Source organism: Acinetobacter sp. LoGeW2-3, assembly GCF_002688565.1.
Lineage (GTDB): Bacteria > Pseudomonadota > Gammaproteobacteria > Pseudomonadales > Moraxellaceae > Acinetobacter.
Genome location: NZ_CP024011.1, coordinates 2,457,881 through 2,478,246 on the forward strand (window position 1 = coordinate 2,457,881; position 20,366 = coordinate 2,478,246).

General features: G+C 40.9%; 19 protein-coding genes. 11 read left to right on the top strand and 8 right to left on the bottom strand.

What is annotated here, in order from left to right; all coding sequences use genetic code 11:
• Entirely contained in the window at window positions 1–4,518 is a 4,518-nt protein-coding gene (locus BS636_RS11915) for a translocation/assembly module TamB domain-containing protein (RefSeq protein ID WP_099338962.1), read from the top strand.
• 13 nt (window positions 4,519–4,531) lie between these two features.
• Here BS636_RS11915 and BS636_RS16640 read toward each other — a convergent pair whose 3' ends face one another.
• A complete protein-coding gene (locus BS636_RS16640) occupies window positions 4,532–4,819 on the bottom strand; it encodes an HNH endonuclease (RefSeq protein ID WP_099338963.1) in 288 nt (95 codons plus the stop codon).
• 451 nt (window positions 4,820–5,270) lie between these two features.
• On the opposite strand from BS636_RS16640, the gene BS636_RS16315 reads away from it, so the two are divergent.
• Window positions 5,271–5,420 (top strand): hypothetical protein, encoded by a 150-nt coding sequence (locus tag BS636_RS16315; protein ID WP_171266017.1) that lies wholly within the window; start codon window positions 5,271–5,273, stop codon window positions 5,418–5,420.
• Window positions 5,421–5,542: 122 nt separating this feature from the next.
• Here BS636_RS16315 and xseB read toward each other — a convergent pair whose 3' ends face one another.
• Both xseB and xseA read right to left on the bottom strand, forming a co-directional pair.
• Entirely contained in the window at window positions 5,543–5,740 is a 198-nt protein-coding gene (gene xseB, locus BS636_RS11930; protein WP_099338965.1) for an exodeoxyribonuclease VII small subunit, read from the bottom strand.
• A complete protein-coding gene (gene xseA, locus BS636_RS11935; RefSeq protein ID WP_099338966.1) occupies window positions 5,730–6,992 on the bottom strand; it encodes an exodeoxyribonuclease VII large subunit in 1,263 nt (420 codons plus the stop codon). The genes xseB and xseA overlap by 11 nt, the downstream gene beginning before the upstream one ends.
• A 226-nt stretch (window positions 6,993–7,218) precedes the next feature.
• On the opposite strand from xseA, the gene BS636_RS11940 reads away from it, so the two are divergent.
• The 7 genes from BS636_RS11940 (at window position 7,219) to BS636_RS11970 (ending at window position 13,697) form a co-directional block, all read left to right on the top strand.
• Complete coding sequence (locus BS636_RS11940; protein ID WP_099338967.1) at window positions 7,219–7,647, top strand: I78 family peptidase inhibitor; 429 nt, start codon at window positions 7,219–7,221, stop codon at window positions 7,645–7,647.
• 113 nt (window positions 7,648–7,760) lie between these two features.
• Entirely contained in the window at window positions 7,761–8,120 is a 360-nt protein-coding gene (locus BS636_RS11945; protein ID WP_099338968.1) for a hypothetical protein, read from the top strand.
• Window positions 8,121–8,322: 202 nt separating this feature from the next.
• Window positions 8,323–8,592: a hypothetical protein gene (locus BS636_RS11950; protein ID WP_099338969.1), complete on the top strand. Its 270-nt coding sequence runs from the start codon at window positions 8,323–8,325 to the stop codon at window positions 8,590–8,592.
• Between the two features lie 294 nt (window positions 8,593–8,886).
• Window positions 8,887–11,526 (top strand): bifunctional aconitate hydratase 2/2-methylisocitrate dehydratase, encoded by a 2,640-nt coding sequence (locus tag BS636_RS11955; protein WP_099338970.1) that lies wholly within the window; start codon window positions 8,887–8,889, stop codon window positions 11,524–11,526.
• Between the two features lie 75 nt (window positions 11,527–11,601).
• Window positions 11,602–12,594 carry a restriction endonuclease gene (locus BS636_RS11960; RefSeq protein ID WP_099338971.1) on the top strand — a complete coding sequence of 331 codons (993 nt, stop codon included), beginning with the start codon at window positions 11,602–11,604 and terminating at the stop codon, window positions 12,592–12,594.
• Window positions 12,595–12,627: 33 nt separating this feature from the next.
• A complete protein-coding gene (locus BS636_RS11965) occupies window positions 12,628–13,413 on the top strand; it encodes a hypothetical protein (RefSeq protein ID WP_099338972.1) in 786 nt (261 codons plus the stop codon).
• Between the two features lie 68 nt (window positions 13,414–13,481).
• Window positions 13,482–13,697, top strand: coding sequence for a hypothetical protein (locus BS636_RS11970; protein ID WP_099338973.1), 216 nt, complete (start codon window positions 13,482–13,484; stop codon window positions 13,695–13,697).
• 141 nt (window positions 13,698–13,838) lie between these two features.
• On the opposite strand, the gene BS636_RS11975 is transcribed toward BS636_RS11970, so the two are convergent.
• Window positions 13,839–14,705 (bottom strand): alpha/beta fold hydrolase, encoded by an 867-nt coding sequence (locus BS636_RS11975; protein WP_099338974.1) that lies wholly within the window; start codon window positions 14,703–14,705, stop codon window positions 13,839–13,841.
• Window positions 14,706–14,821: 116 nt separating this feature from the next.
• On the opposite strand from BS636_RS11975, the gene BS636_RS11980 reads away from it, so the two are divergent.
• Window positions 14,822–15,280, top strand: coding sequence for a hypothetical protein (locus tag BS636_RS11980; protein ID WP_099338975.1), 459 nt, complete (start codon window positions 14,822–14,824; stop codon window positions 15,278–15,280).
• A 110-nt stretch (window positions 15,281–15,390) separates the two neighbouring features.
• Here the strand turns inward: BS636_RS11980 and BS636_RS11985 are convergent, their stop codons facing one another.
• Both BS636_RS11985 and brnQ read right to left on the bottom strand, forming a co-directional pair.
• The gene (locus BS636_RS11985; RefSeq protein ID WP_099338976.1) at window positions 15,391–15,606 is read right to left on the bottom strand and encodes a hypothetical protein; all 216 of its coding nucleotides are present in this window, start codon (window positions 15,604–15,606) and stop codon (window positions 15,391–15,393) included.
• A gap of 589 nt (window positions 15,607–16,195) precedes the next feature.
• The gene (gene brnQ, locus BS636_RS11990) at window positions 16,196–17,482 is read right to left on the bottom strand and encodes a branched-chain amino acid transport system II carrier protein (RefSeq protein WP_099338977.1); all 1,287 of its coding nucleotides are present in this window, start codon (window positions 17,480–17,482) and stop codon (window positions 16,196–16,198) included.
• A gap of 338 nt (window positions 17,483–17,820) precedes the next feature.
• Here brnQ and map point away from each other — a divergent pair, with 338 nt between their 5' ends.
• Window positions 17,821–18,615 (top strand): type I methionyl aminopeptidase, encoded by a 795-nt coding sequence (map, locus tag BS636_RS11995; protein WP_099338978.1) that lies wholly within the window; start codon window positions 17,821–17,823, stop codon window positions 18,613–18,615.
• Between the two features lie 346 nt (window positions 18,616–18,961).
• Here the strand turns inward: map and BS636_RS12000 are convergent, their stop codons facing one another.
• Window positions 18,962–19,225 (bottom strand): hypothetical protein, encoded by a 264-nt coding sequence (locus BS636_RS12000; protein WP_099338979.1) that lies wholly within the window; start codon window positions 19,223–19,225, stop codon window positions 18,962–18,964.
• Window positions 19,226–19,421: 196 nt separating this feature from the next.
• Window positions 19,422–20,321, bottom strand: a complete 900-nt coding sequence (locus BS636_RS12005) for a LysR substrate-binding domain-containing protein (RefSeq protein WP_099338980.1) — start codon at window positions 20,319–20,321, stop codon at window positions 19,422–19,424.
• Window positions 20,322–20,366: the final 45 nt, after the last annotated feature.

Sequence of the window (20,366 nt, forward strand, 5' to 3'; positions counted from 1 at the left end):
ATGGTCGAGAACCAGCAACCACAAGACGCAGAACCAGAAAATACGCCTTTGCCTAAGAAGCGCCGTGTTTTAAGAAGCATCTTATTGTCGGTGCTGTTTTCGATTCTGTTTTTACTCGCAGCACTGGCGATCATGTTCTCGACGGATCGCGGCAGTAAGTTTCTGCTGGATCAGGTACTGCAACGCCAGCAGATTATTCATTATGAATATGAGGGCGGAAACCTGTGGCGCGGGATTATCCTGCGTAATGTACTGGTCACCCTGAAACCGGTTGATGTCAAAATTGATCGTGCCGATGTCACTTTGGGCTGGCGGGCGATTATTAAGCGGGAAATTCACCTGAATACTGCCGATGTACGTAATCTACAGATCATTACCAAGAATCCACCGAGTGATAAGCCCTTTGCCTATAATGACATCCGTCTGCCATTCGTGTTGCGAGTCGATCATCTGGATCTGGATCACCTGCTGATTAAAACCCATAGCTCGTCAGTCGACTTTTACGATGTAGTGATCAATGACGGACTCTGGTCGGGAACCAAGCTGACCTTTGAAAAATCACGCATGAACATGGGTTATCTGTATGTCTATAATGCCAGCGGTGATATGGATTTCCATGGTAAATACCCACTGAATGCTACGGGTGTCTTGAATATCCCATCACTGAATAATAGCCTGAACATTCGTGATATTCGTGTCGCAGCACGCGGTACGCTAGAAACCATTGAAGCGGGTGTCGCGACGTATACCCCAGACTTGTTGACCGGATGGGCCGTGATTCATCCGATGAATCCGTATGTGCCGATGTTCGGTAAACTCAAATTTAACCAGTATCACTGGCCAATATTAGAAGATCAAAAATTATTCTCCAAAGATGGTATGGCTGAGTTTAATGGTGATATCCAGCGACTTAATATCAATCTTAATACTGACCTCAGCGGCAAAGATATTCCTGAAGGTCAGTACAATGCGATGATGTATACGGATCTGGTCAATCAGCTGAATATCACTGATTTTAATGGTCAGCTGATGAAAGGCTCAGTCAGTCTTGCAGGTATGGTTGGTTGGCATGATCAGGTCACCTGGGATGTGTCTGGACGTGTAAATCACCTTAATCCTAAGGACAAAGTGATTCCGCAGGTCGTACAGGACTTCCTGCCACCAAGCCTGGATGGAAATGTTGCTTCCAAAGGGACACTGGAAAAAGGTTTACATCTGACAGCGCTGGTTGATTTTGATCGCTATGAAACCTGGAACATCAAGCTGGATCAGAATGAGGCGAAAAATAAAAAAGCCCAACCGATGCTAATGAATGTGGCTTGGAAAAATATCGACCGTGCTGTGCCTTATGTGGGCTGGTTAAAGAGCGAATCTGGAGATGTGAATCTGGCACTGACTGAAGGTCAGCAGGACATCTTTGTAGCAACACGTGTCGCCGCGCATGAGCAAGGTATGCTGCCACCTGGTATGTATCAGGCTAAACTGAATCTGAAGAATAATATTCTTAAAGTACCAAGCTTTAACTATAGCGCGCAAAGTGGCAATCTCTCTGGCAACGCCGTAGTAGAGCTGCCGGATAAAAAGCGCCAGTTAAAATGGAGCGCAGTACTCAATGCAAAAGATCTAAATACTCAGGCACTGGCAGCTGCTTCTCCAGTAGATCGTCTCAATGGCCGAGTTACAGCGAGTGGTTATGCCAAGCCAAATCAGCAGATTATTAACTTAAAAGCAGTAGATTTAACGGGTCGTCTGGCAGGCCAAAATGAAACTGTTCGACTCACCGGGACTAGTACTGCAGCCTTGTTGTTCCATGATGAAAAACATGGTGGTGGCTTTAAAGGCTATGCAGTGAATTATGATGGTAATTTAAATGCCAGCCAGTTTGCTGCCAGCAAAGGTCTACTTAAATTGAAGGTATCTGGTACGCCTGAATTACTAAAAATTAATGAATTTAAGCATGATGGTATCGCGGGCAAGATCAATGCTAGTGGTCTGGTCAACCTGGCGAATGGTTTTGGCTGGGATATCAATGCCTCACTGGTTCGCTTTAAGCCGCAATATTTTGCTTCAAGTGTTAAAGGTGAGCTTTCAGGGAATGTGAAAACCCGCGGTGTATGGTCAGATGCCTTGAAACGGATTCAGATTGAACGTCTGAATCTTGCCGGAATGCTGAATAATAAGCCGGTACGTGGTACAGGTAATCTGTCGATGATTATTGATACCAAACAGAGTGGATTTGTACCACAGCAGTTTGAAGCCAATAATCTGTTCCTGTCATATGCCAATAACCAACTTCAGGCGACGGGTAATGCACAGAATCTTCAGTTGAAGGTCAATGCACCAGCACTATATGAGTTATATCTAGGACTACGTGGTCGTGCATACGGTTATATCAATATGCAGGCACAACCGCGTCTACGTGCATCTACTAATCTGGCAGTTGACGATTTTGCCTTTAATAACTTGTTCAGTGTGCAGAAAATTCGGGTACAAGGCCAGTTGCCAACCTCACAGAGTGCACCAACTTTGCTGACTGCAATCATGGATAACCTGCGTAGTGGTAATCGTCAGATTACTCGAGGTGAAATATCTTTAGCTGGGACGCGTGCAGCACATATCTTAAAAGTTCAGGCAGAAAATAAACTGTCTAAATTCTATGTGCAGCTGGCGGGCGGTTTTAATGCGCAAGATAACTGGCTAGGCCAGATTCAAAATGGTGATTTTGATTCTTTACGTACCCGTTTAGTACAACGTCAGAATGCCTCTGTAATCTATAACACAGCACAATCAGATCTATTTATTGGTGCGCATTGCTGGATGAGTCAGCAAAGTCAGCTGTGCTTTGATCAGCCAATTCGTGTCAATAAAACCCGTGGCAGTGTTTCTTTCCAAACCCAAAACTTGGACCTAAACGATTTCAGTGCTTTCTTGCCTGAAGGTTTGGCGATTACTGGTAAGGTCAACGGATATGCACGTGCGTCATGGGCGCAAGGTGCCAAACCAAAAATTGATGCACGACTGGTGACACGTAATGGTGTAGTTGGACTGGCTGCTGAAGATCCACAATATCTGGGTCAAACCCTGAAATATGATGAAGTTGGACTGGTCGCGAAAAGTGTGGCTGAAGGCTTACAGATCCGTCTGGATGTAAAAACACCGGATATCGGGACTGGTTATGCCAATGTCATTATTGATCCATATCGTGACAGCAAGCCGATGCGTGGTGAAGTGGCCTTTAATCAGGTGCAGCTGAAAGTATTTAAGCCATTTATTCAGGATGTACGTACGCTAGAAGGTACCTTGTCTTATGCCGGCAAGATCAGTGGTACTTTGACTCAGCCATTGTTAAACGGTGAAATTCGGGTGAAGGACGGGGCAATCAGCATGATTTCCCTGCCGGTGAATCTGACCAATGTGCAGTTGTATTCATCTGTACGGCAGGACTCTGCAACGATTAATGGCGCATTCAATAGTGGTCGTGGTGTAGGTCGATTGACCGGTTCGGTAGACTGGAAAAATGATCCACGTGTTCAGTTGCGTTTGAAAGGTGAAAACCTGTTAATCCGTCAAGCGCCGCTGATTACCGCAGTTGTCACACCAGATCTGGCTTTGGATCTTTATCCATTGAACAAGAAACTGAGTCTGAACGGTTCGGTTGATGTTCCGCGCGCGCTGATTTCTATGCCTGAAGCTTCTAAACCAGTGGTTGGTGTATCTTCAGATGTGCGCGTGGTGCAGGAAGGTCAGGACCAATTGGCGATTCTAAAATCAGCACGTCCATGGGATATCCGCGCCGATGTTGCAGTGTCACTGGGTAATCAGGTAATTTTCCAGGGCTTTGATAGCCGTATTCCATTGCTTGGCCGAGTGAATCTGTCCCAGCGTGGTCTGGAAACAGCAATGCGTGCCAATGGCGCGATTGGTGTATCTCAGCGCGTGAAAATTGAAGCCTATGGCCAGAGTCTGGATCTGAACCGTGCCATTGCCCGTTTCAATGGTCCATTGTCTAATCCGACACTGGATATTGATGCCAATAAGGCTGTACAGGGCAGCACCGTAGGTGTACGTGTCACTGGTACAGCTTCAAGTCCGGCTATTCAGGTTTATAACGATGCAGGTCTATCTGAACAGGAAGCATTGAATGCCTTGATCACTGGCCGTATCAATGAAGGTAGTTCAGCATTGAGTCAATCTGATAGTTTCAGGTCTGATGTCAACAATACCATTGCTGCTGCAGGGATTAGTCTGGGCTTGGGCGGTACACGTGCATTGACCAATCAGATCGGTCGTACGTTTGGTCTGAGTGGTTTGGCACTGGATGCACAGGGTACAGGGGATGATACGCAGGTGTCTGTTACTGGTTATATCACGCCAGATCTGTTTATCCGTTATGGTGTCGGTGTCTTTACTCCAGTGAATAAACTGACCTTGCGTTATCAAATGAATCAGCGTCTGTATCTGGAAGCCAGCCAATCCCTCGAACGAGCCATCGACTTGTTCTATAACTGGCGATTCTAAAGTAATAAAGCCCTCATAATTGGGGGCTTTGTTGTTTTAGATCAATTAATCTGATTTGATGCCATTTATTATTGATTAATCGCTTATGAACATGCTGTTTATAAGCCGTAGGTGAAAGAGCTTTTTTTGATTTGTTGCGTGTATTATTGCAGTACTTACAGGCTGTAACGATATTAAACTTGGCATCTTTTCCTCCATCTTTACGAGCATTTAAATGTTCGGCAGTCGATTTCAATAGGGATGCTTTAGAAGGATTTATTTTGTATTGAGATATAAATGACTGGAGATCATTTTCCCACATCGGTTGATTACAGTAGTAACACAAACCGAATTGCTCTTGATAAGCTAGAGAACGAATTTTTTGAAGTGAAGAATATCTTTTTTAGACATAGCAGTACCTACAAATTGAATATGCATTAACAAAAGTTAGTTACATATCCATTCCGATATCTGCTAGGCGTGGAATGAATAAATAATGCCAAAAGGCATATTTAAAAATTATCCGAAATTTATTTTGAAATCAATCGCTAAATGATAAACGTAAATTGAATAATTATCTGATGAGATAGAAATCCTTTATTCAAGAATTACTAAGCTGATTTAATGCCTCATGAATGTGCAAAAGAGATCTATGGGTAAGGGTTCTAGCGAGTTTATTTAATACTAAAGAGACAACATTTCTATCATTGATGTTGGCTCTCATTCTGTCATATCTATTAAGTAAGCATATTCAAAAAGGGAACACGCATATTATGACGAAGCTAACAGAAGAATCAGATAAAGACGTAACACCGCACAAAGAATCCAATGACGATAAGGGCAATCAGGCTTCTTATAAGAATGTTAAACCAGAGAAAAAACCCGATGCTGAACCTGAACATCCGCTGAGAGAGCAAAAGTAATTTGTGAAAATTTTAAAAGCCTTCGAGAAGAAGGCTTTTAAATAGGGAAATAGCCTAAGCTATACTTTAAGGTTTATCGTATGAGGTAATAGAGCAACATGACAGGGGATGAAACTTAAAGCTTATTCCTTAAAAGTTTCATCTAATGCCTGTTGCACTGCATCCACACGTGTCTTACAGGCTTTATACGCTGCCATGGATTCCTCAACAATCTTCATCAGATTATCAATGTCAGGTTCCTGCTGGGCATCCAATAATTCTGCATTACGCTTTAGGATTTCATAGCCTTCTTTGAAGCTTAAAGTAGTGTCATTGCTCATGTGGATTTACCTGTGTGATATGGGCGACAAAAGTACCATCCTGCATCTCGACCTGAACCTCATTCTTGAGTTCACGTACAGATCGCACAGCATGACCTTGTTGGCGGACGATGGCATAACCTTTGGAAAGTACAGTTTTTGGATTCTGGATCAGGGTTTCGCGGAGTAGTGCTTCAATCTGTTGCTGTGCAATACGCGTTTGCTGTCGTGCTAGATTGCCAATATTGGATTTCAACTGCGTGATTTCTTTGAAGGCATCTGAAACTCTGGTATTGGCAATACTTTGAATCAATGTCATCAGTTGATCATTTTGGCTTTGATAGGCTTGAATCTGCTGTTGGGAACTACGTTGAATGGTTTGCAGGTTTGTAATGACATCCTGCACACGTTCCACAATATGATTGCGAATCCCGGCGATGACTTTACTCGGGGTATCAAAGGAACGATGCGCAATTTCATCCAGGATGGTTCGGTCTTTTTCATGCCCAATACCAACCCAGATCGGCACGCTGCGTTTACACAGTAGCACAGCCAGATCATAGTCATTCAAATAAGCCAGATCATTGACTGCGCCACCACCACGAATGATCACGATTAAATCAGGCGCCGTCGTATAATCTTCCGCCCACTGTTTTAGCCCTTGAGCCAGGCTTTGACGAATACTTTGTGGTGCAGTATTTCCCTGAAACGTCGCCGAGTGGTAAATAAATTCGCAGACCTTGGCATCGGCAAGTGCATCAGCATCTTTTTTGAAGTCACCGAGTCCAGCTGCATTTTCAGGGGCGATCACCAGAATGCGGTTGAGGTCAAATGGTGTGGGTAATTGTCGGTTACGTTCAATCAAGCCTTCAATAGTCAATCGCTGCACAATTTCCTGATAACGTCGGGCAATATCACCCAAAGTATAGCTGGGATCAATTTCAACGATATTTAGAGAAAATCCATATTGTGGATCAAAACTGGCTTTGACTTTAATCAGAACATTTAAGTCACGGCTTAATTCAATCCCGCTTTCGCGCTCAAATGGCGTCACAATTTTCTGTGCAGCAAATTTCCAGATGGTGGCACGGCAGCTGGCAATCACCTGATCATTGTCCGGATCTTTTTCCGCCAGCTCCAGATAGTAATGACCAGCCTTAATATTTAGATTGCGGATCTCTGCCTTGACCCACACCGGTGTATCGAAGGTGAGTTTAACTACCTTCTGCACAGTAGAGAGGTATTCTTTCAGGGAGAATTGAGGATCTTGCATGGCCGCAGAAAATTTTAAAATTCAACTAAATCTTAGCGTATACGCATATATCACTCAAACCAGATTACTGAGTATTCTTGTGTATCAATTGCAGCAGAGCGATATCGTAGTATTCTAATTTATTGCTAATAGATGCTTCCACATTGATTTACATACATTTAGATAAACTTTCTTGGGCATGACTATGCTAAATTAATCCGGAATGATCCTTAGAAGAAGATCGCCTATGAAAAGAATCATATATCTGGGTATGTTGATTGCAGCATTAACTGGATGTGCCGCGCAGCAGCCGGACGAAACACCGCGTATTGGCATGCCAAATCCAGCCAGTGCTTATTGTGTGGATCAGGGCGGTAAGCTTGAAATCCATAATGAAGTCGATGGTCAGGTCGGCTATTGTCATCTGCCAGATGGTAAAGTCGTGGAGGAGTGGGCCTTGTATCGGAGTAATCAGGACATCTGCCTGTCTGAGGCAGCGCATAGTCTGATTGGTCAGTCTGGGCTGAGTGAAGCGCAAATTAAAGCCAAAACCAAAGCTAAAATTGTGCGAATGGTCAAACCGGGACAAGCAGTGACTATGGATTTTCGTGAAGACCGTGTTACTGTTACCGTTGACCCGAAAACTGGAAAAATTGTCCAGTCCACTTGTGGTTAAATCATTTTAAATAAGAAAGCCCTATACAGGGCTTTTTTGTTGTGGGCTGATTTTGCAAATTAAATGACAAATGCGCTGTGATCTTTTATATTGCCCTGCGTAAGGAGAAGTTCATGAAAAAGTTATTCGCTTTATCTGTTTTGGTGGCTTTGGTTGGCTGTGCCGAAAAGAAACCACTCACCCCTGAAGAGCAGTGGCAAGGTTATTGTCGTAGTGTGGGCAATGCGGCTCGCAGTATCATGCTGGACCGTCAAAATGGCATCGAGAAAGAAAAAGCTGTTGAACATGCCAGCAAGGTTGAAGATGAAACCACCAAGACCTTTGTCATGACCATTATTGATGAAGTTTATAAAATGCCATTGGATGAAATCACCAAAGATGTGAAAGAATCCCGTGAAAAAATCCGTGCCGAATATACCGAGAAATGTATTGCGACACCGCATGATGAATTGCCAGATTATAAACCGTTCTAATGAACGGTTTTTTTATGCCTTTGCCATGCTCAAAGCATTTTAGGAGAGTTAAATAAGTTATTTATGCGATTCTAATAAATAATAAAAATAGCCTAAGCAATACGTACAATTTGTGACAAATTCTAAATCTAAAATATAGCAATACTTATCTGAATATCGAATAATGAAAGCATCTCCAGAATAACTAGAAAGGAGCAGCAATATGAACGTTGTTGGTTATTTACATCATGCAGATCTGTTGCTCGAAGATGAACAGGGCATGGCCATCATTGGTGGTGGAAACTACGTGCTCAGCGTCGGTGATAAAGTCAGTTTAAAACGTATTCTCGATCAAAACAAAAAACTCTATCTGGTGGATATTTCCTTTGCCAGTAACAATCACAATGGCAGTTATGAAGACCAGTGTGTCCTCAAATTTGAGGGCTGTCGTGATGCATTTAATCAATATTTGAGCACAAGCACAGTACACTAAGGTGGAGTATCTTTTTTCTTATAACTCAGGCAACATTCGTGTTGCCTTTTTTATAAGTGAAATTCAGCTAAAAGTGCTCAAATAGAGCTTAATTTATGCAAGAAAATGGACTTTTGATTATCAAATAATCATTATGCACATCATTTATTTACAAAATAATGAGCATCACAAAGAAACACTGTACTTGCATTAACTTTTAACTGGAATTTTAGTAAAATTTGAGAGTCCATATTATTTGTGAAGCTTTAAAAAGTAGGAATTCACAGATAATTTTTTAAAAAAGAGGAATAAACCGTGCTAGAAGCTTACCGCCAACACGTTGAAGAACGTGCCGCACTCGGAGTCCCACCGAAGCCACTTGACGATGCTCAAACTGCTGCATTAGTTGAATTATTAAAAAATCCACCAGCGGGTGAAGAAGCATACCTAGTTGACTTGCTTGAAAACCGTGTTCCTGCAGGTGTTGACCAAGCTGCATACGTAAAAGCTGCGTTCTTAGCTGCATTGGCAAAAGGCGAAGCGACTTCTCCATTAGTTTCTAAAGAACGTGCGGTTTACCTACTGGGCACTATGCTTGGTGGTTATAACGTTGCTCCTTTAGTTGAACTTCTAGATGACGCTGCACTAGGTGAACTTGCTGCAGAAGCGTTGAAGAAAACTCTTCTTGTATTTGATGCGTTCCACGACGTAGCTGACAAAGCTAAAGCGGGCAATGCAAATGCGCAAGCAGTTCTTCAATCTTGGGCTGACGCTGAATGGTTCACAAACCGTAAAGACGTTCCTGAAGAAATCAAACTGACAGTTTTCAAAGTAACTGGCGAAACTAACACTGATGACTTGTCTCCAGCACAAGATGCGTGGAGCCGTCCAGACATTCCATTGCACGCAAATGCAATGTTGAAAAACGTACGTGATGGCATCAACCCAGAAGTTCCTGGTGAAGTTGGTCCATTAAACCAAATCAAAGAACTGATCGCGAAAGGCAACCAAGTTGCTTACGTAGGTGACGTTGTTGGTACAGGTTCTTCTCGTAAGTCTGCTACTAACTCTGTACTTTGGTTCTTTGGTGACGAAATCGCTCACATTCCTAACAAGAAAGAAGGCGGTTACTGCTTAGGTTCTAAAATTGCTCCGATTTTCTTCAACACTATGGAAGACGCTGGTGCGTTACCAGTTGAAATCGACGTAGCAAACATGAACATGGGCGACGAAATCACCCTTAAGATTGACAAAGCTGCTGCTAAAGTTACTGCGTTCAAAGACGGCGCTCAAATCGCTGAAGCTGAACTTAAAACTCCAGTTCTTCTTGACGAAGTTCGCGCTGGCGGCCGTATCAACCTGATCATTGGTCGTGGCTTGACTACTAAAGCACGTGAAGAATTAGGTCTTCCTGTATCTACATTGTTCCGTACTCCAGTACAACCTGCTGCAACTGGCAAAGGCTTCACCCTTGCTCAGAAGATGGTTGGTCGTGCTTGTGGTCTTCCAGAAGGTCAAGGTGTTGTTCCAGGTACTTACTGTGAACCACGTATGACAACTGTTGGTTCTCAAGATACAACTGGTCCAATGACTCGTGACGAACTTAAAGACCTTGCTTGCCTAGGCTTCTCTGCTGACCTGGTAATGCAATCTTTCTGTCACACAGCTGCGTATCCAAAACCAGTTGACGTTCAAATGCAACACACGCTTCCTGATTTCATCATGAACCGTGGTGGTGTTTCTCTACGTCCAGGTGACGGTATTATCCACTCTTGGTTAAACCGTATGCTTCTTCCAGATACCGTTGGTACTGGTGGTGACTCACATACTCGTTTCCCGATCGGTATTTCATTCCCAGCGGGTTCTGGTCTTGTAGCGTTCGCTGCAGCAACTGGTGTTATGCCACTTGATATGCCTGAATCAGTTCTTGTGAAGTTCAAAGGTAAAATGCAACCTGGTATCACTCTACGTGACCTAGTACATGCAATTCCTTACGTAGCGATCCAAGAAGGTGACCTGACTGTAGAGAAGAAAGGTAAGAAAAACATCTTCTCTGGCCGTATCCTTGAGATCGACCTGACAGAAATGGAAACTGACCTGACTGTTGAGCAAGCATTCGAACTTTCTGATGCTTCTGCTGAACGTTCTGCTGCTGGTTGTGCGATCACGCTTTCTGAAGAGAAAGTTGCTGAATACCTACGTTCTAACATCACTATGCTTAAGTGGATGATTTCACAAGGCTATGGCGATGCTCGTACTATGGCGCGCCGTGTTGAGAACATGGAAAAATGGTTGGCTAACCCATCACTTCTTAAAGCTGATGCTGACGCTGAATACACTAAAGTGTATGAAATCGACCTAGCAACTATTACTGAACCAGTTCTTTGCTGCCCGAACGACCCAGATGATGCGAAACTTCTTTCTGACGTTCAAGGCGTGAAAATTGACGAAGTATTCGTTGGTTCATGTATGACTAACATCGGTCACTTCCGTGCTGCTGGTAAATTACTTGATAAAGTACCTGGTGGTTCATTGTCTACTCGTCTATGGTTGGCTCCACCAACTCGTATGGACGAGCACCAATTGATGGAAGAAGGTTTCTATAACATTTATGGTAAAGCTGGCGCTCGTACTGAAATGCCAGGTTGTTCATTATGTATGGGTAACCAAGCACGTGTAGCTCCAAACACAACTTGTGTGTCTACATCTACTCGTAACTTCCCGAACCGTCTTGGACAAGGTGCTAACGTTTACCTAGCATCTGCTGAGCTTGCTTCTGTTGCTGCTGTATTGGGTAAATTACCTTCTCCAGAAGAATACCAACAGTACGCTGCTCAAATCGACAGCATGTCTGCTGACATCTACCAATACTTGAACTTCGACAAGATGGGCGAGTATACAGATGCTGCTAAAGACATCGATACTAAGAAAATTGCTGCTGCTCAATTAGCTTAATTTGTTGAAAAATAAATTAAATTGAGTTAGAAATAAGGGCTGATTAATCAGCCCTTATTCTTTGTGTATAGAAAAATGAAAAAATATTTAATGGTCAGAAGTCCGGAATCTTTAATCAAAGAGAATAAAATTGGGTATGGGTGGAAACAAATAAATTTCGCTAATCACATTAATGCGGATTCTCTCATAAAAGAAATTATTCAGAAAAATGGTTCTATTGGTCGGATGACAAACCAGGTTAAAAATTACTTTAACTTAAAACAAGATGATATTGTTATTGTGCCTTTAGGAAAAAGTATTGCCATAGCAAAGGTATTAGGTGAAAAATTTTTTGAGCCATCATTCACTGGTGGGCATGGTGCTAATCAGATCAAAGTAGACTTCTTTAGAAAAGACAATAAAATCATTCGAATTCCACGATCTACATTGAAACAGAATTTAGAGAGCCGATTAAAACTTCGGACTACGATAGGGGATTTGTCCCGATTCTATGAAGAAATAGAGCATTTAATACAAAACCTGAATAATTATGGAAATTTTGAAATCAATAATAGTTTTCAAGAAAAAGCAGGTTTTTATGAACAGGAATTTAAAAAAGAATTATTAAATGCAATATGTAAAGGTAATACCAGATTAAAAGCTGGTGGACGAGGCTTAGAGGAGCTAGTAAAAGAACTTTTAAAAATTGAAGGATATTCACAAGTAGATATTTTAGATAAGAAAAATGGTGAAGGTATAGCTGATGTGGATATTCAGGCAACATCTGAAAATAATCCATTCCTAAAAGATATTCTTGTTCAAGTGAAACACCATAATGGTGAGACCAGTAACCATGCTATTAATCAGTTGATTGCCTATGAGGCTGAGGCAACATCTAATGCATATAAGTGGGTAATAACGACTGGTCATATTTCAGATGAGTCTAAACTTTACGCTGAAGAAAATCAGATAAATATTATGGAAGGCGAGCAATTTGTAGATTGGATTTATACCAATTTGGATAAACTTAAAAAAACTACGAAAGAAAGTTTAGGTATTGTTGACGTACCGAAGCTAAGTTGGACATAAGATTTTAATATTTAAAAAATAATATGGTGTTTAATGAAAGATCTATTGGATGCAATTAATACGCGTGTTAAAGAGCCATACTGGGGATTTTTTCTACTATCTTTTTTAGCATTTAATTGGCGAGCTTTGTTTTTATTATGCTTCACAAATGGAACGGCACAAGCACGATTAGATATTTTTGACTTAAATACTTCTTTTACAAATTTATTTGTATATCCAATTTTAGTTGCTCTTACTATTACTTTATTAACACCTTGGTTAAAGGTTTTATTTGGGCGGATCTCAAGATCAGCTTATGAGCAATTAAATTCGCAAGAATTAGTAAGAGAACATAAATATTTAGCTGAAAAAAATAAATTAGAAAAAGAGAGAGCTATTGAGCTAGGAAATAAAGAAAAGGAGTTAATTGAGCAAGCGAAACGAGACGAGGATATCGATAAAATTGAAGATGAGAAACTTAAAGAGAGTTTGAAGCGTGAGATTGATCAACTTAGAAAAAATAGAAATGAATTAGTACATAATAATAGTAATTTTGAGCACAAAATATTAAAGAGTTTATCAACTTATGAAAAACAATTGATTAAAGAAATTAATCAAAGTAAAGATGGTTGTATCCAAAAGAAAAGAGTAAATGGCCAAAATTTTGTTTTATTAAATGGAAAGCAGATAAATGAAAGTGATAATGCACCAACCTATTTTAGATACGTTGATTCAATAACTTCATTAGTTAAAAAAGGATTGTTAAAAGATCTTAGTAGTGAAGGTAAGTTATTTGAATTAATGCCTAATTTTAATAATATTTTGGAAGAACAATTATAAGGATACTTTGTTGGCATTAACTTAATAATACGTTTAATCTAAGATATCTTTTTTTTAAATTTTTAAAAATGTCCAAACAATCCCGATTCCTCTGTATTGGTGGTTTCCTCAATGGAACTCAGGTTAAAGACCAAGGCGACAGCTTTGTCTGTGTTGAGAATGGTAAACAGGTGACTTACTATAAAAAGGAAATCTTCCATCAAGATGCATGGGATCATGACTATTATGTCTGTGAAACCACCACAGACCAACAAGCCAAAAATTGGGTTTATGATATTCAATAATTTTTCTTAAAAGATAGGCATTAAAAAGCCCCATGGTTAGGGGCTAGTCGTATGCACATCTAAGGCACATACTGTAAGAGGCTCATCTCATACTGAGAGTATTAAAGCACATTAACCTGTAAATAACTATTTAAATCATCTTTAGGTAGATAACTGTTGTTCAATTACCGGCCATAAATTCTGGTGACTACGTTTAAACATCAGCATATGACCAATCGCTTTATGTCCAAAAGCGGAAGGCTTGAGTTCTTTATGATTGGCTTTGGCATTTGGATATAAGCGAATCAAATCCTTTACATTGGCTTCAGTCGCAATCTCATCATCGGAACTCCAAAGCACCGTAATTGGACAGGTAATGCGTTCATGATGATCTTCAGTTTTTGGCACAGTCTTACCAATGGCATTAATGACATAACCCGGCTTACTACAGAACTGTGCCCATTGTTTCGCCACATCTTTCGGCAGGTTTTCACCCATACCAATTTTACTGGTTGGACCATAACCTAGAGTAAAACGTGAAAGCGGGAAGATTACATCAAACATGACAGGGGCGAGTAGTTTGGTTCGACCTTTTAGACCTTTCACATGACCCGTTGAGCCAGAAACAGCGACGACTTTCGCTACTTTGTCATAGTTTGGCACGATACCGAGTAACTGACCGCCAGCACTATGACCGACCAGAATCACTTTTTCTGCTTTGGTTTTATCCAGTAAAGCATCAATCGCTGCTGGAATATCTAACTGCCCCCATTGCACGATGCTGGCTTTGGATTTCTTTAAAGATCCATTCAGCGATTGTCCAATACCACGGAAGTCGAAACATAAGACATCATAGCCTTGCGCTTGCAGCCAGACATTAAAGCTGTGGTAGAACTGAGCTGTGATCCCAGTCGCCGGACAGATCAATACCGGTAAAGCTTTTCGGGCGGCTTCATTGGCTGCATAAAAACGTGCTATCAATGGATAGCCATCTTTGCACCTAATGGTCAATGTTTCGAATTCGGACATGCGCTACACTATATTTTTGGAATCATTATCAAGAATTAATCTACACCAGTTCCAAATAGGAACGGCTTTAAAATATGACTAAAAAGTCAAAATAATGAATGTAATGGAATAGAGTTATGCAGCCAATGGAACTTAGTCTGGCAGTCAAGCTGGCAATTTTATTTAGTGGAATTTTCTTGTGGGTGGGCATGCTGACAGGAGTGTGGAAATATTTGCAGATCCGCAGTTCAGCTCAGTCACGGGCACATTATTATGTGGATATCGCGCATCGTAGTAGTTTGCTGTATGCACCGGCAGCGCTGATTCTTGCGGTGCTGGCTTATTATTCTCAATTTTCAGACAATATAAATTTAATTTGCGTGGTATCGAATCTGGCATTTTTCAGCTTTTCAATTGGCGCTTATATCTTGCATGGCATCTTGAAAGATACCACCAACCAATTCAGAAAACCGCATCAATTGGGCAAATTTCAATTACCAGGCATATTGATGACTTTGGCGATGATCGGATTAATTTTGGCGGAACTGGGTGGAACAGGAGTTTTGCTTTGGGGCGCAGCGCAGGGACTTTTTTAGGTTATTTTTATTCTAAGTTGGAAGAGACAATACTTGAATTGGACTTTTCTTTTTCTTCTACCATATGGATGAGTGGCCAAGTCATCCATATGGTTCAACACCGGTGTTGATTAGCGATATTTCTGGTCAATGACCACCCACAGGTAAAATGCAGCCGAGACGATCAGCGCATACGCTAAGTACTCTGGCTTTAAATTTCCTTGAATTACGCAATGCACGATTAAAGTCAACATAAGCGCAAAGGTGGTGCTTAAAAACACCACAAGGTTTGAATTGGCTTTAAGAGCGTCAATGAAGACTTGCTTATTGAAATGTATTGATAACATCTCCATCCCTCCTATTTTTAGTGTTATTGATGTCCAAAACTGAGTGAATTAATCAGAATTGAACATACAGTTGTACTGCGAATACTAGAACTTTTCAATAGCTCCGGATGACTGTGTTAGAGAAATACAGAAACTTTAGTCTTAGAGCCAAAAAAAATATCAAAGTACAGCAATTTATCTGGACCATTTAAGCGCTTAAATTGGGGTTTAAGGGTGGATTAGTGAATAAAACTTAAATGGTACAAGCGGAAAAATGCAAATTGTACGCCACAATCTGTGATTTACTGGGAAGAGAGTGTAAGCACGTGTATATGGAATGCGTAAGAATAATAAATTGTGTTGGAATATTGATATAAGTTAATGAAATTGAATAATTTTGAAAATGATTGTAGCGGTTTGGTCAAATGAATATCTGGATTGTTTCATAGATGGGTTTTCATCAACTTCATTTAATTAAACGCTTTCGGATGAAACATTATGCAGTGAATTGAACCAATAAATGTCCGTTTGGGTAAAACCTGACAATTATTGATCATGCTTAAATCGTGTTTTGGGTAAAAAGACGATTTACTGACACTGCCCAGAAAGATTAGTTTCTGATACGGTCAATCACAGCTGAAATCACGAGAATAATCAGGGCTGGGATAAGCCATGCCATGTTTTGTTCAGAAAGCGGTAAATTCTGTAGTACTTCAGGTAAATCAAAGCCGGCAACTTTAAGACCATCAAATACACCGAAAATGAATGCAACCAGTGTGGTTGGTGCAACGACTTGAGCAGGCTTTTTAAAGAAATGTCCGCAGAAGCTCAGCAGGATCACTGCAATGGCAGGCGGATAAATCGCGCTCAGTACAGGCACAGAAACAGCAATCAGTTTGGTCAAACCGAGGTTTGAAATCACCAGCGAAAAGCCAACCAGAACAAATACAAATGCTTTATATGGCAAGCGGGTAATCGACGAGAAGTATTCAGCACATGCGCAGGTCAAGCCAATCGCCGTTACCATGCAAGCAATAAAGATCATGGTGGCAAGGAAATATGCACCCATATCACCAAAGGCATGCTGTACATAAGCGTGCAGAATAATCGCACCATTGGCAGCATTCGGTGCAATTTCATGACTGCCTAGGCCTAATTTAAACAGGCTTAGATAAACCAGAGTCAGGCCGATGCCGGAAATAATGGCAGCATTTACCGCATATTTGGTAATCAGTTTGCGGTCAGTTACGCCCCGAGAAGTAATAGCGCGGACAATCACAATACCAAACACCAATGCACCTAAAGTATCCATGGTCAGATAACCATTGACGATGCCTTCAGTAACCGGACTGGTGACATAGTTGCCTACTGCCGCAGGTGGATTGCTGGCTGGAATAAACACTGCAGCCACACCTAAAATGATTAAAGCGATAATTTTTAATGGAGACAGGAAATAACCTACAGTATCCAGAATTTTGTTTGGATAAAGAGATACCAATGTCACCACAGCAAAATAGATCACGCTATAGATCAGCAGGTTGCTTGGTTCATTGCCAAAATAAGATGAGAAACCAATTTCATAAGAAACGGTTGCAGTACGTGGTGTTGCGAATAAAGGTCCAACAGTTAGATAACAGACCACTGTCAGTAAAAGACTTGCAGCTTTACCTAAAGGAGAACTTAAGATCTGGATTGAACCTTCAACACGAGACAACGCCACGATGGTGATAACAGGCAGGCCAACTGCAGTAACCAGGAAACCTAGGGCAGCTAACCATACATGCTCACCGGCTTGTTGAGCCACAATCGGTGGAAAGATAATGTTGCCGGCACCAATGAACAGTGCAAAGGTCATAAAACCTAAGGCAACAATATCCCGGGTACGGAGACTTGTCATAGAGGGAGAATAAACAGATAAAAGAAAGCGATTTTAGAGGAAATGGGCTAATTTTTGCAGTCTATTTTGTGGCTGCAAGCCTTGATTTTACTGATCGCCATCATCGTAAAACCGATCATTCAAATTCTGGTAGAAATATATAATTGAAATTTATTAATAATTAAACTTTTAGTGTGTTCTAATTTTAAAAATGCTAAAAACAAGAAGATATTCAGTTGTACAAATAGTCAACGATTTTATTTTTCAGTTGAAGCGTACTACACGATAGTAGCAATTGATGTGCGACATTGATCACTAAAAAGGACTATAATTCATCTATTCAAACTGAGGATAAGCACATGAGAGCTTCTACGATAAGTCTTAAAACTGAACAAGATATCGAAAAACTTCGTATATCGGGCCGTCTGGCGGCTGAGGTTTTAGCGATGATCGGGGAGCATGTGAAGCCGGGTGTCACGACTGAATATCTGGATGATATCTGTAATGACTTTATCGTGAATACCCTCAAGGTGATTCCGGCGAATGTGGGTTATTACGGTTATACCAAAACCACCTGTATTTCACCAAATGAAGTGGTCTGTCATGGGATCCCATCACCAACGACTATCTTAAAAGATGGCGATATTATCAATATCGACGTTGCAATTATTAAAGATGGCTATTTTGGTGATACCAGCCGTATGTATTACGTGGGTACACCTTCAGCTGAAGCGAAAAAACTGGTTGAAACCACTTATGAGGCGATGGTTGCTGGTATTCATGCAGTCAAACCGGGTGCAACTTTGGGTGATATCGGTTATGCGATTCAGTCTGTTGCTCATCGTGAAGGTTATAGCATTGTACGAGAATACTGTGGTCATGGCATTGGTAAGGTATACCATGAACAGCCAAACGTGCTGCACTATGGTCAACCAGGTCAGGGCATTGTGCTGAAAAAAGGCATGGTGTTTACCATTGAGCCAATGGTCAATCTGGGGAAAGCGCGTGTGAAAGAACTTAAAGATGGCTGGACAGTTGTCACTGCAGATAAATCATTATCTGCGCAATGGGAACACATGGTTTATGTGACTGATACCGGCTTTGAATTGTTATCACCTTGGCCAGAAGGTACAGGCTCTTATCCTGAAATCTAAATAAAAGATCATTATCTAACTATAGAAAGCACTGATTTTGAAGGAATCAGTGTTTTTTTATTGTAAATGAGCATATACACACGATTTCAAAACGATACAAAATACTACAGCCCGCAGTGGAGTAAATGATATTCATTCTCTATATTTATATGAAGTAAATAGATATGTCCTATCAGTCTTTCTTATTCACTATTTTCATAACACTAAGTGATTCAAGCTGCAAAGAAAGATAAAGATATCATATTCATATTTTTGTTTTCCAGAGTAGTTGTATACCCCTTAATGCTGTAGTGACTCTGAGTAGCTCATCCCTGGTGGATGGGCTTTTTTTTTTGTTAATTGAAAATTACGGTTTTCTAAAGGCCAATGCATTTTTTATCACAATACCTGTAAGAGCTATCGTTAAAATAGCAATAAACCATATATTTTCAGATATATCATCTCCTCTCAGTGAAAGTAAGCCAACAGCTAAGAAAGGAGAGGTTATAGCTAATAAAATTGATCTAATGAGTCTCATCTGTTTATCATTTTTTGCAATTTCTGGTCTTGAAGCTTTAATCAAAAATTCACTAGTAAAAATTAATCCTATAGAAATTATTAGTAGCCACATATATTTCCCCTCTCAAATACTCTAAATAAATATTGTTCTATTTCCCCAATGGAAAGCCATGAAACATCCATTGCATTGCCCATAAAATGATTAAAACTATAATTATTAAAAAGACAATTTCCAATTTTTTCATTTTTTACTATCAAAATAAAATCTTAATTGATTCAGGTAAGAGTATTTCGCAAAAAGTCCTTTTCTAGTCATGATGCAGATGTTCAACTAGATAATCAATAAATACCCGAACTGCAGGTAGTAAGCCACGACGCGATGGATAAACCATATGGAAAATCCCGTGTGCTGCTTTCCATTCTGGGAGAACGCGTACCAGTTCACCGCGTTCAACATATTGCTGCACCACGTTATCCGGTAACAGGGTAATGCCACAGCCCGAAGCTGCCAGTTGTGCCAGCATGCTCAGATCGGAACCGAGTACAGTAGGCGTGACACGAATTTTTTTCTGTTCCAGATGACCGTTATTTAAAACCAAAAACTGCTCGGTATGTTCATCAGCCATACTCAGGATTTTATGGTCAGAAAGTTCTTCTGGATTTTTCAGATGACCAAATTCATTTAAATAACCTTGGCTAGAAAATAGATGCTGCTCGATCTGGTCAAACTGGCGGATCACCAGATTTGGATCATCATCCAGACTGGAACGTACACGTAGGGCAATATCAAAACCCTCATTAATAATATCCACACGGCGGTTGGTCACCATCATCTGAATCTTGATTTCAGGATATTGCTTCAGGAAAGTGGGAAGGATTCGTGCAATTTCGTTTTGTGCGATAGATACGGGTAGACTAAGCTTAATAATGCCGCGTGGTTCAGTACTTAGATGATCGACCAGATCATGAGCGGCTTGAGCAGCATTGAGCATAACCTGCGCATGGCGATAGATATTCATACCGATATCAGTGACAGCAAAATGGCGTGAACTGCGCTGGATCAGACGCACACCCAGCCGTTCTTCCAGATTATAGACCCGGCGACTCAGCTTAGATTTGGGAATATCAGTCGCACGCTCTGCTGCACTAAAGCCACCATGCTCCACCACTTGAGCAAAACAGTAAAAATCATCTAGATCCGTTAGCATCAGTTCATTCCATATACGCAACAATGAAGTGATTAAAAAATTATT

Excerpts from the sequence above, each read along its gene's own strand:
- BS636_RS11950 (WP_099338969.1), top strand. The coding sequence starts at position 8,323 with ATGAACGTTGTTGGTTATTTACATCATGCAGATCTGTTGCTCGAAGAT.
- BS636_RS16315 (WP_171266017.1), top strand. The coding sequence starts at position 5,271 with ATGACGAAGCTAACAGAAGAATCAGATAAAGACGTAACACCGCACAAA.
- BS636_RS11970 (WP_099338973.1), top strand. The coding sequence starts at position 13,482 with ATGTCCAAACAATCCCGATTCCTCTGTATTGGTGGTTTCCTCAATGGA.
- BS636_RS11945 (WP_099338968.1), top strand. The coding sequence starts at position 7,761 with ATGAAAAAGTTATTCGCTTTATCTGTTTTGGTGGCTTTGGTTGGCTGT.
- BS636_RS12005 (WP_099338980.1), bottom strand. The coding sequence starts at position 20,321 with ATGCTAACGGATCTAGATGATTTTTACTGTTTTGCTCAAGTGGTGGAG.
- map (WP_099338978.1), top strand. The coding sequence starts at position 17,821 with ATGAGAGCTTCTACGATAAGTCTTAAAACTGAACAAGATATCGAAAAA.
- brnQ (WP_099338977.1), bottom strand. The coding sequence starts at position 17,482 with ATGACAAGTCTCCGTACCCGGGATATTGTTGCCTTAGGTTTTATGACC.
- BS636_RS11915 (WP_099338962.1), top strand. The coding sequence starts at position 1 with ATGGTCGAGAACCAGCAACCACAAGACGCAGAACCAGAAAATACGCCT.
- BS636_RS11940 (WP_099338967.1), top strand. The coding sequence starts at position 7,219 with ATGAAAAGAATCATATATCTGGGTATGTTGATTGCAGCATTAACTGGA.
- BS636_RS12000 (WP_099338979.1), bottom strand. The coding sequence starts at position 19,225 with ATGTGGCTACTAATAATTTCTATAGGATTAATTTTTACTAGTGAATTT.
- BS636_RS11985 (WP_099338976.1), bottom strand. The coding sequence starts at position 15,606 with ATGTTATCAATACATTTCAATAAGCAAGTCTTCATTGACGCTCTTAAA.
- xseA (WP_099338966.1), bottom strand. The coding sequence starts at position 6,992 with ATGCAAGATCCTCAATTCTCCCTGAAAGAATACCTCTCTACTGTGCAG.
- BS636_RS11980 (WP_099338975.1), top strand. The coding sequence starts at position 14,822 with ATGCAGCCAATGGAACTTAGTCTGGCAGTCAAGCTGGCAATTTTATTT.
- xseB (WP_099338965.1), bottom strand. The coding sequence starts at position 5,740 with ATGAGCAATGACACTACTTTAAGCTTCAAAGAAGGCTATGAAATCCTA.
- BS636_RS16640 (WP_099338963.1), bottom strand. The coding sequence starts at position 4,819 with ATGTGGGAAAATGATCTCCAGTCATTTATATCTCAATACAAAATAAAT.
- BS636_RS11975 (WP_099338974.1), bottom strand. The coding sequence starts at position 14,705 with ATGTCCGAATTCGAAACATTGACCATTAGGTGCAAAGATGGCTATCCA.
- BS636_RS11965 (WP_099338972.1), top strand. The coding sequence starts at position 12,628 with ATGAAAGATCTATTGGATGCAATTAATACGCGTGTTAAAGAGCCATAC.
- BS636_RS11960 (WP_099338971.1), top strand. The coding sequence starts at position 11,602 with ATGAAAAAATATTTAATGGTCAGAAGTCCGGAATCTTTAATCAAAGAG.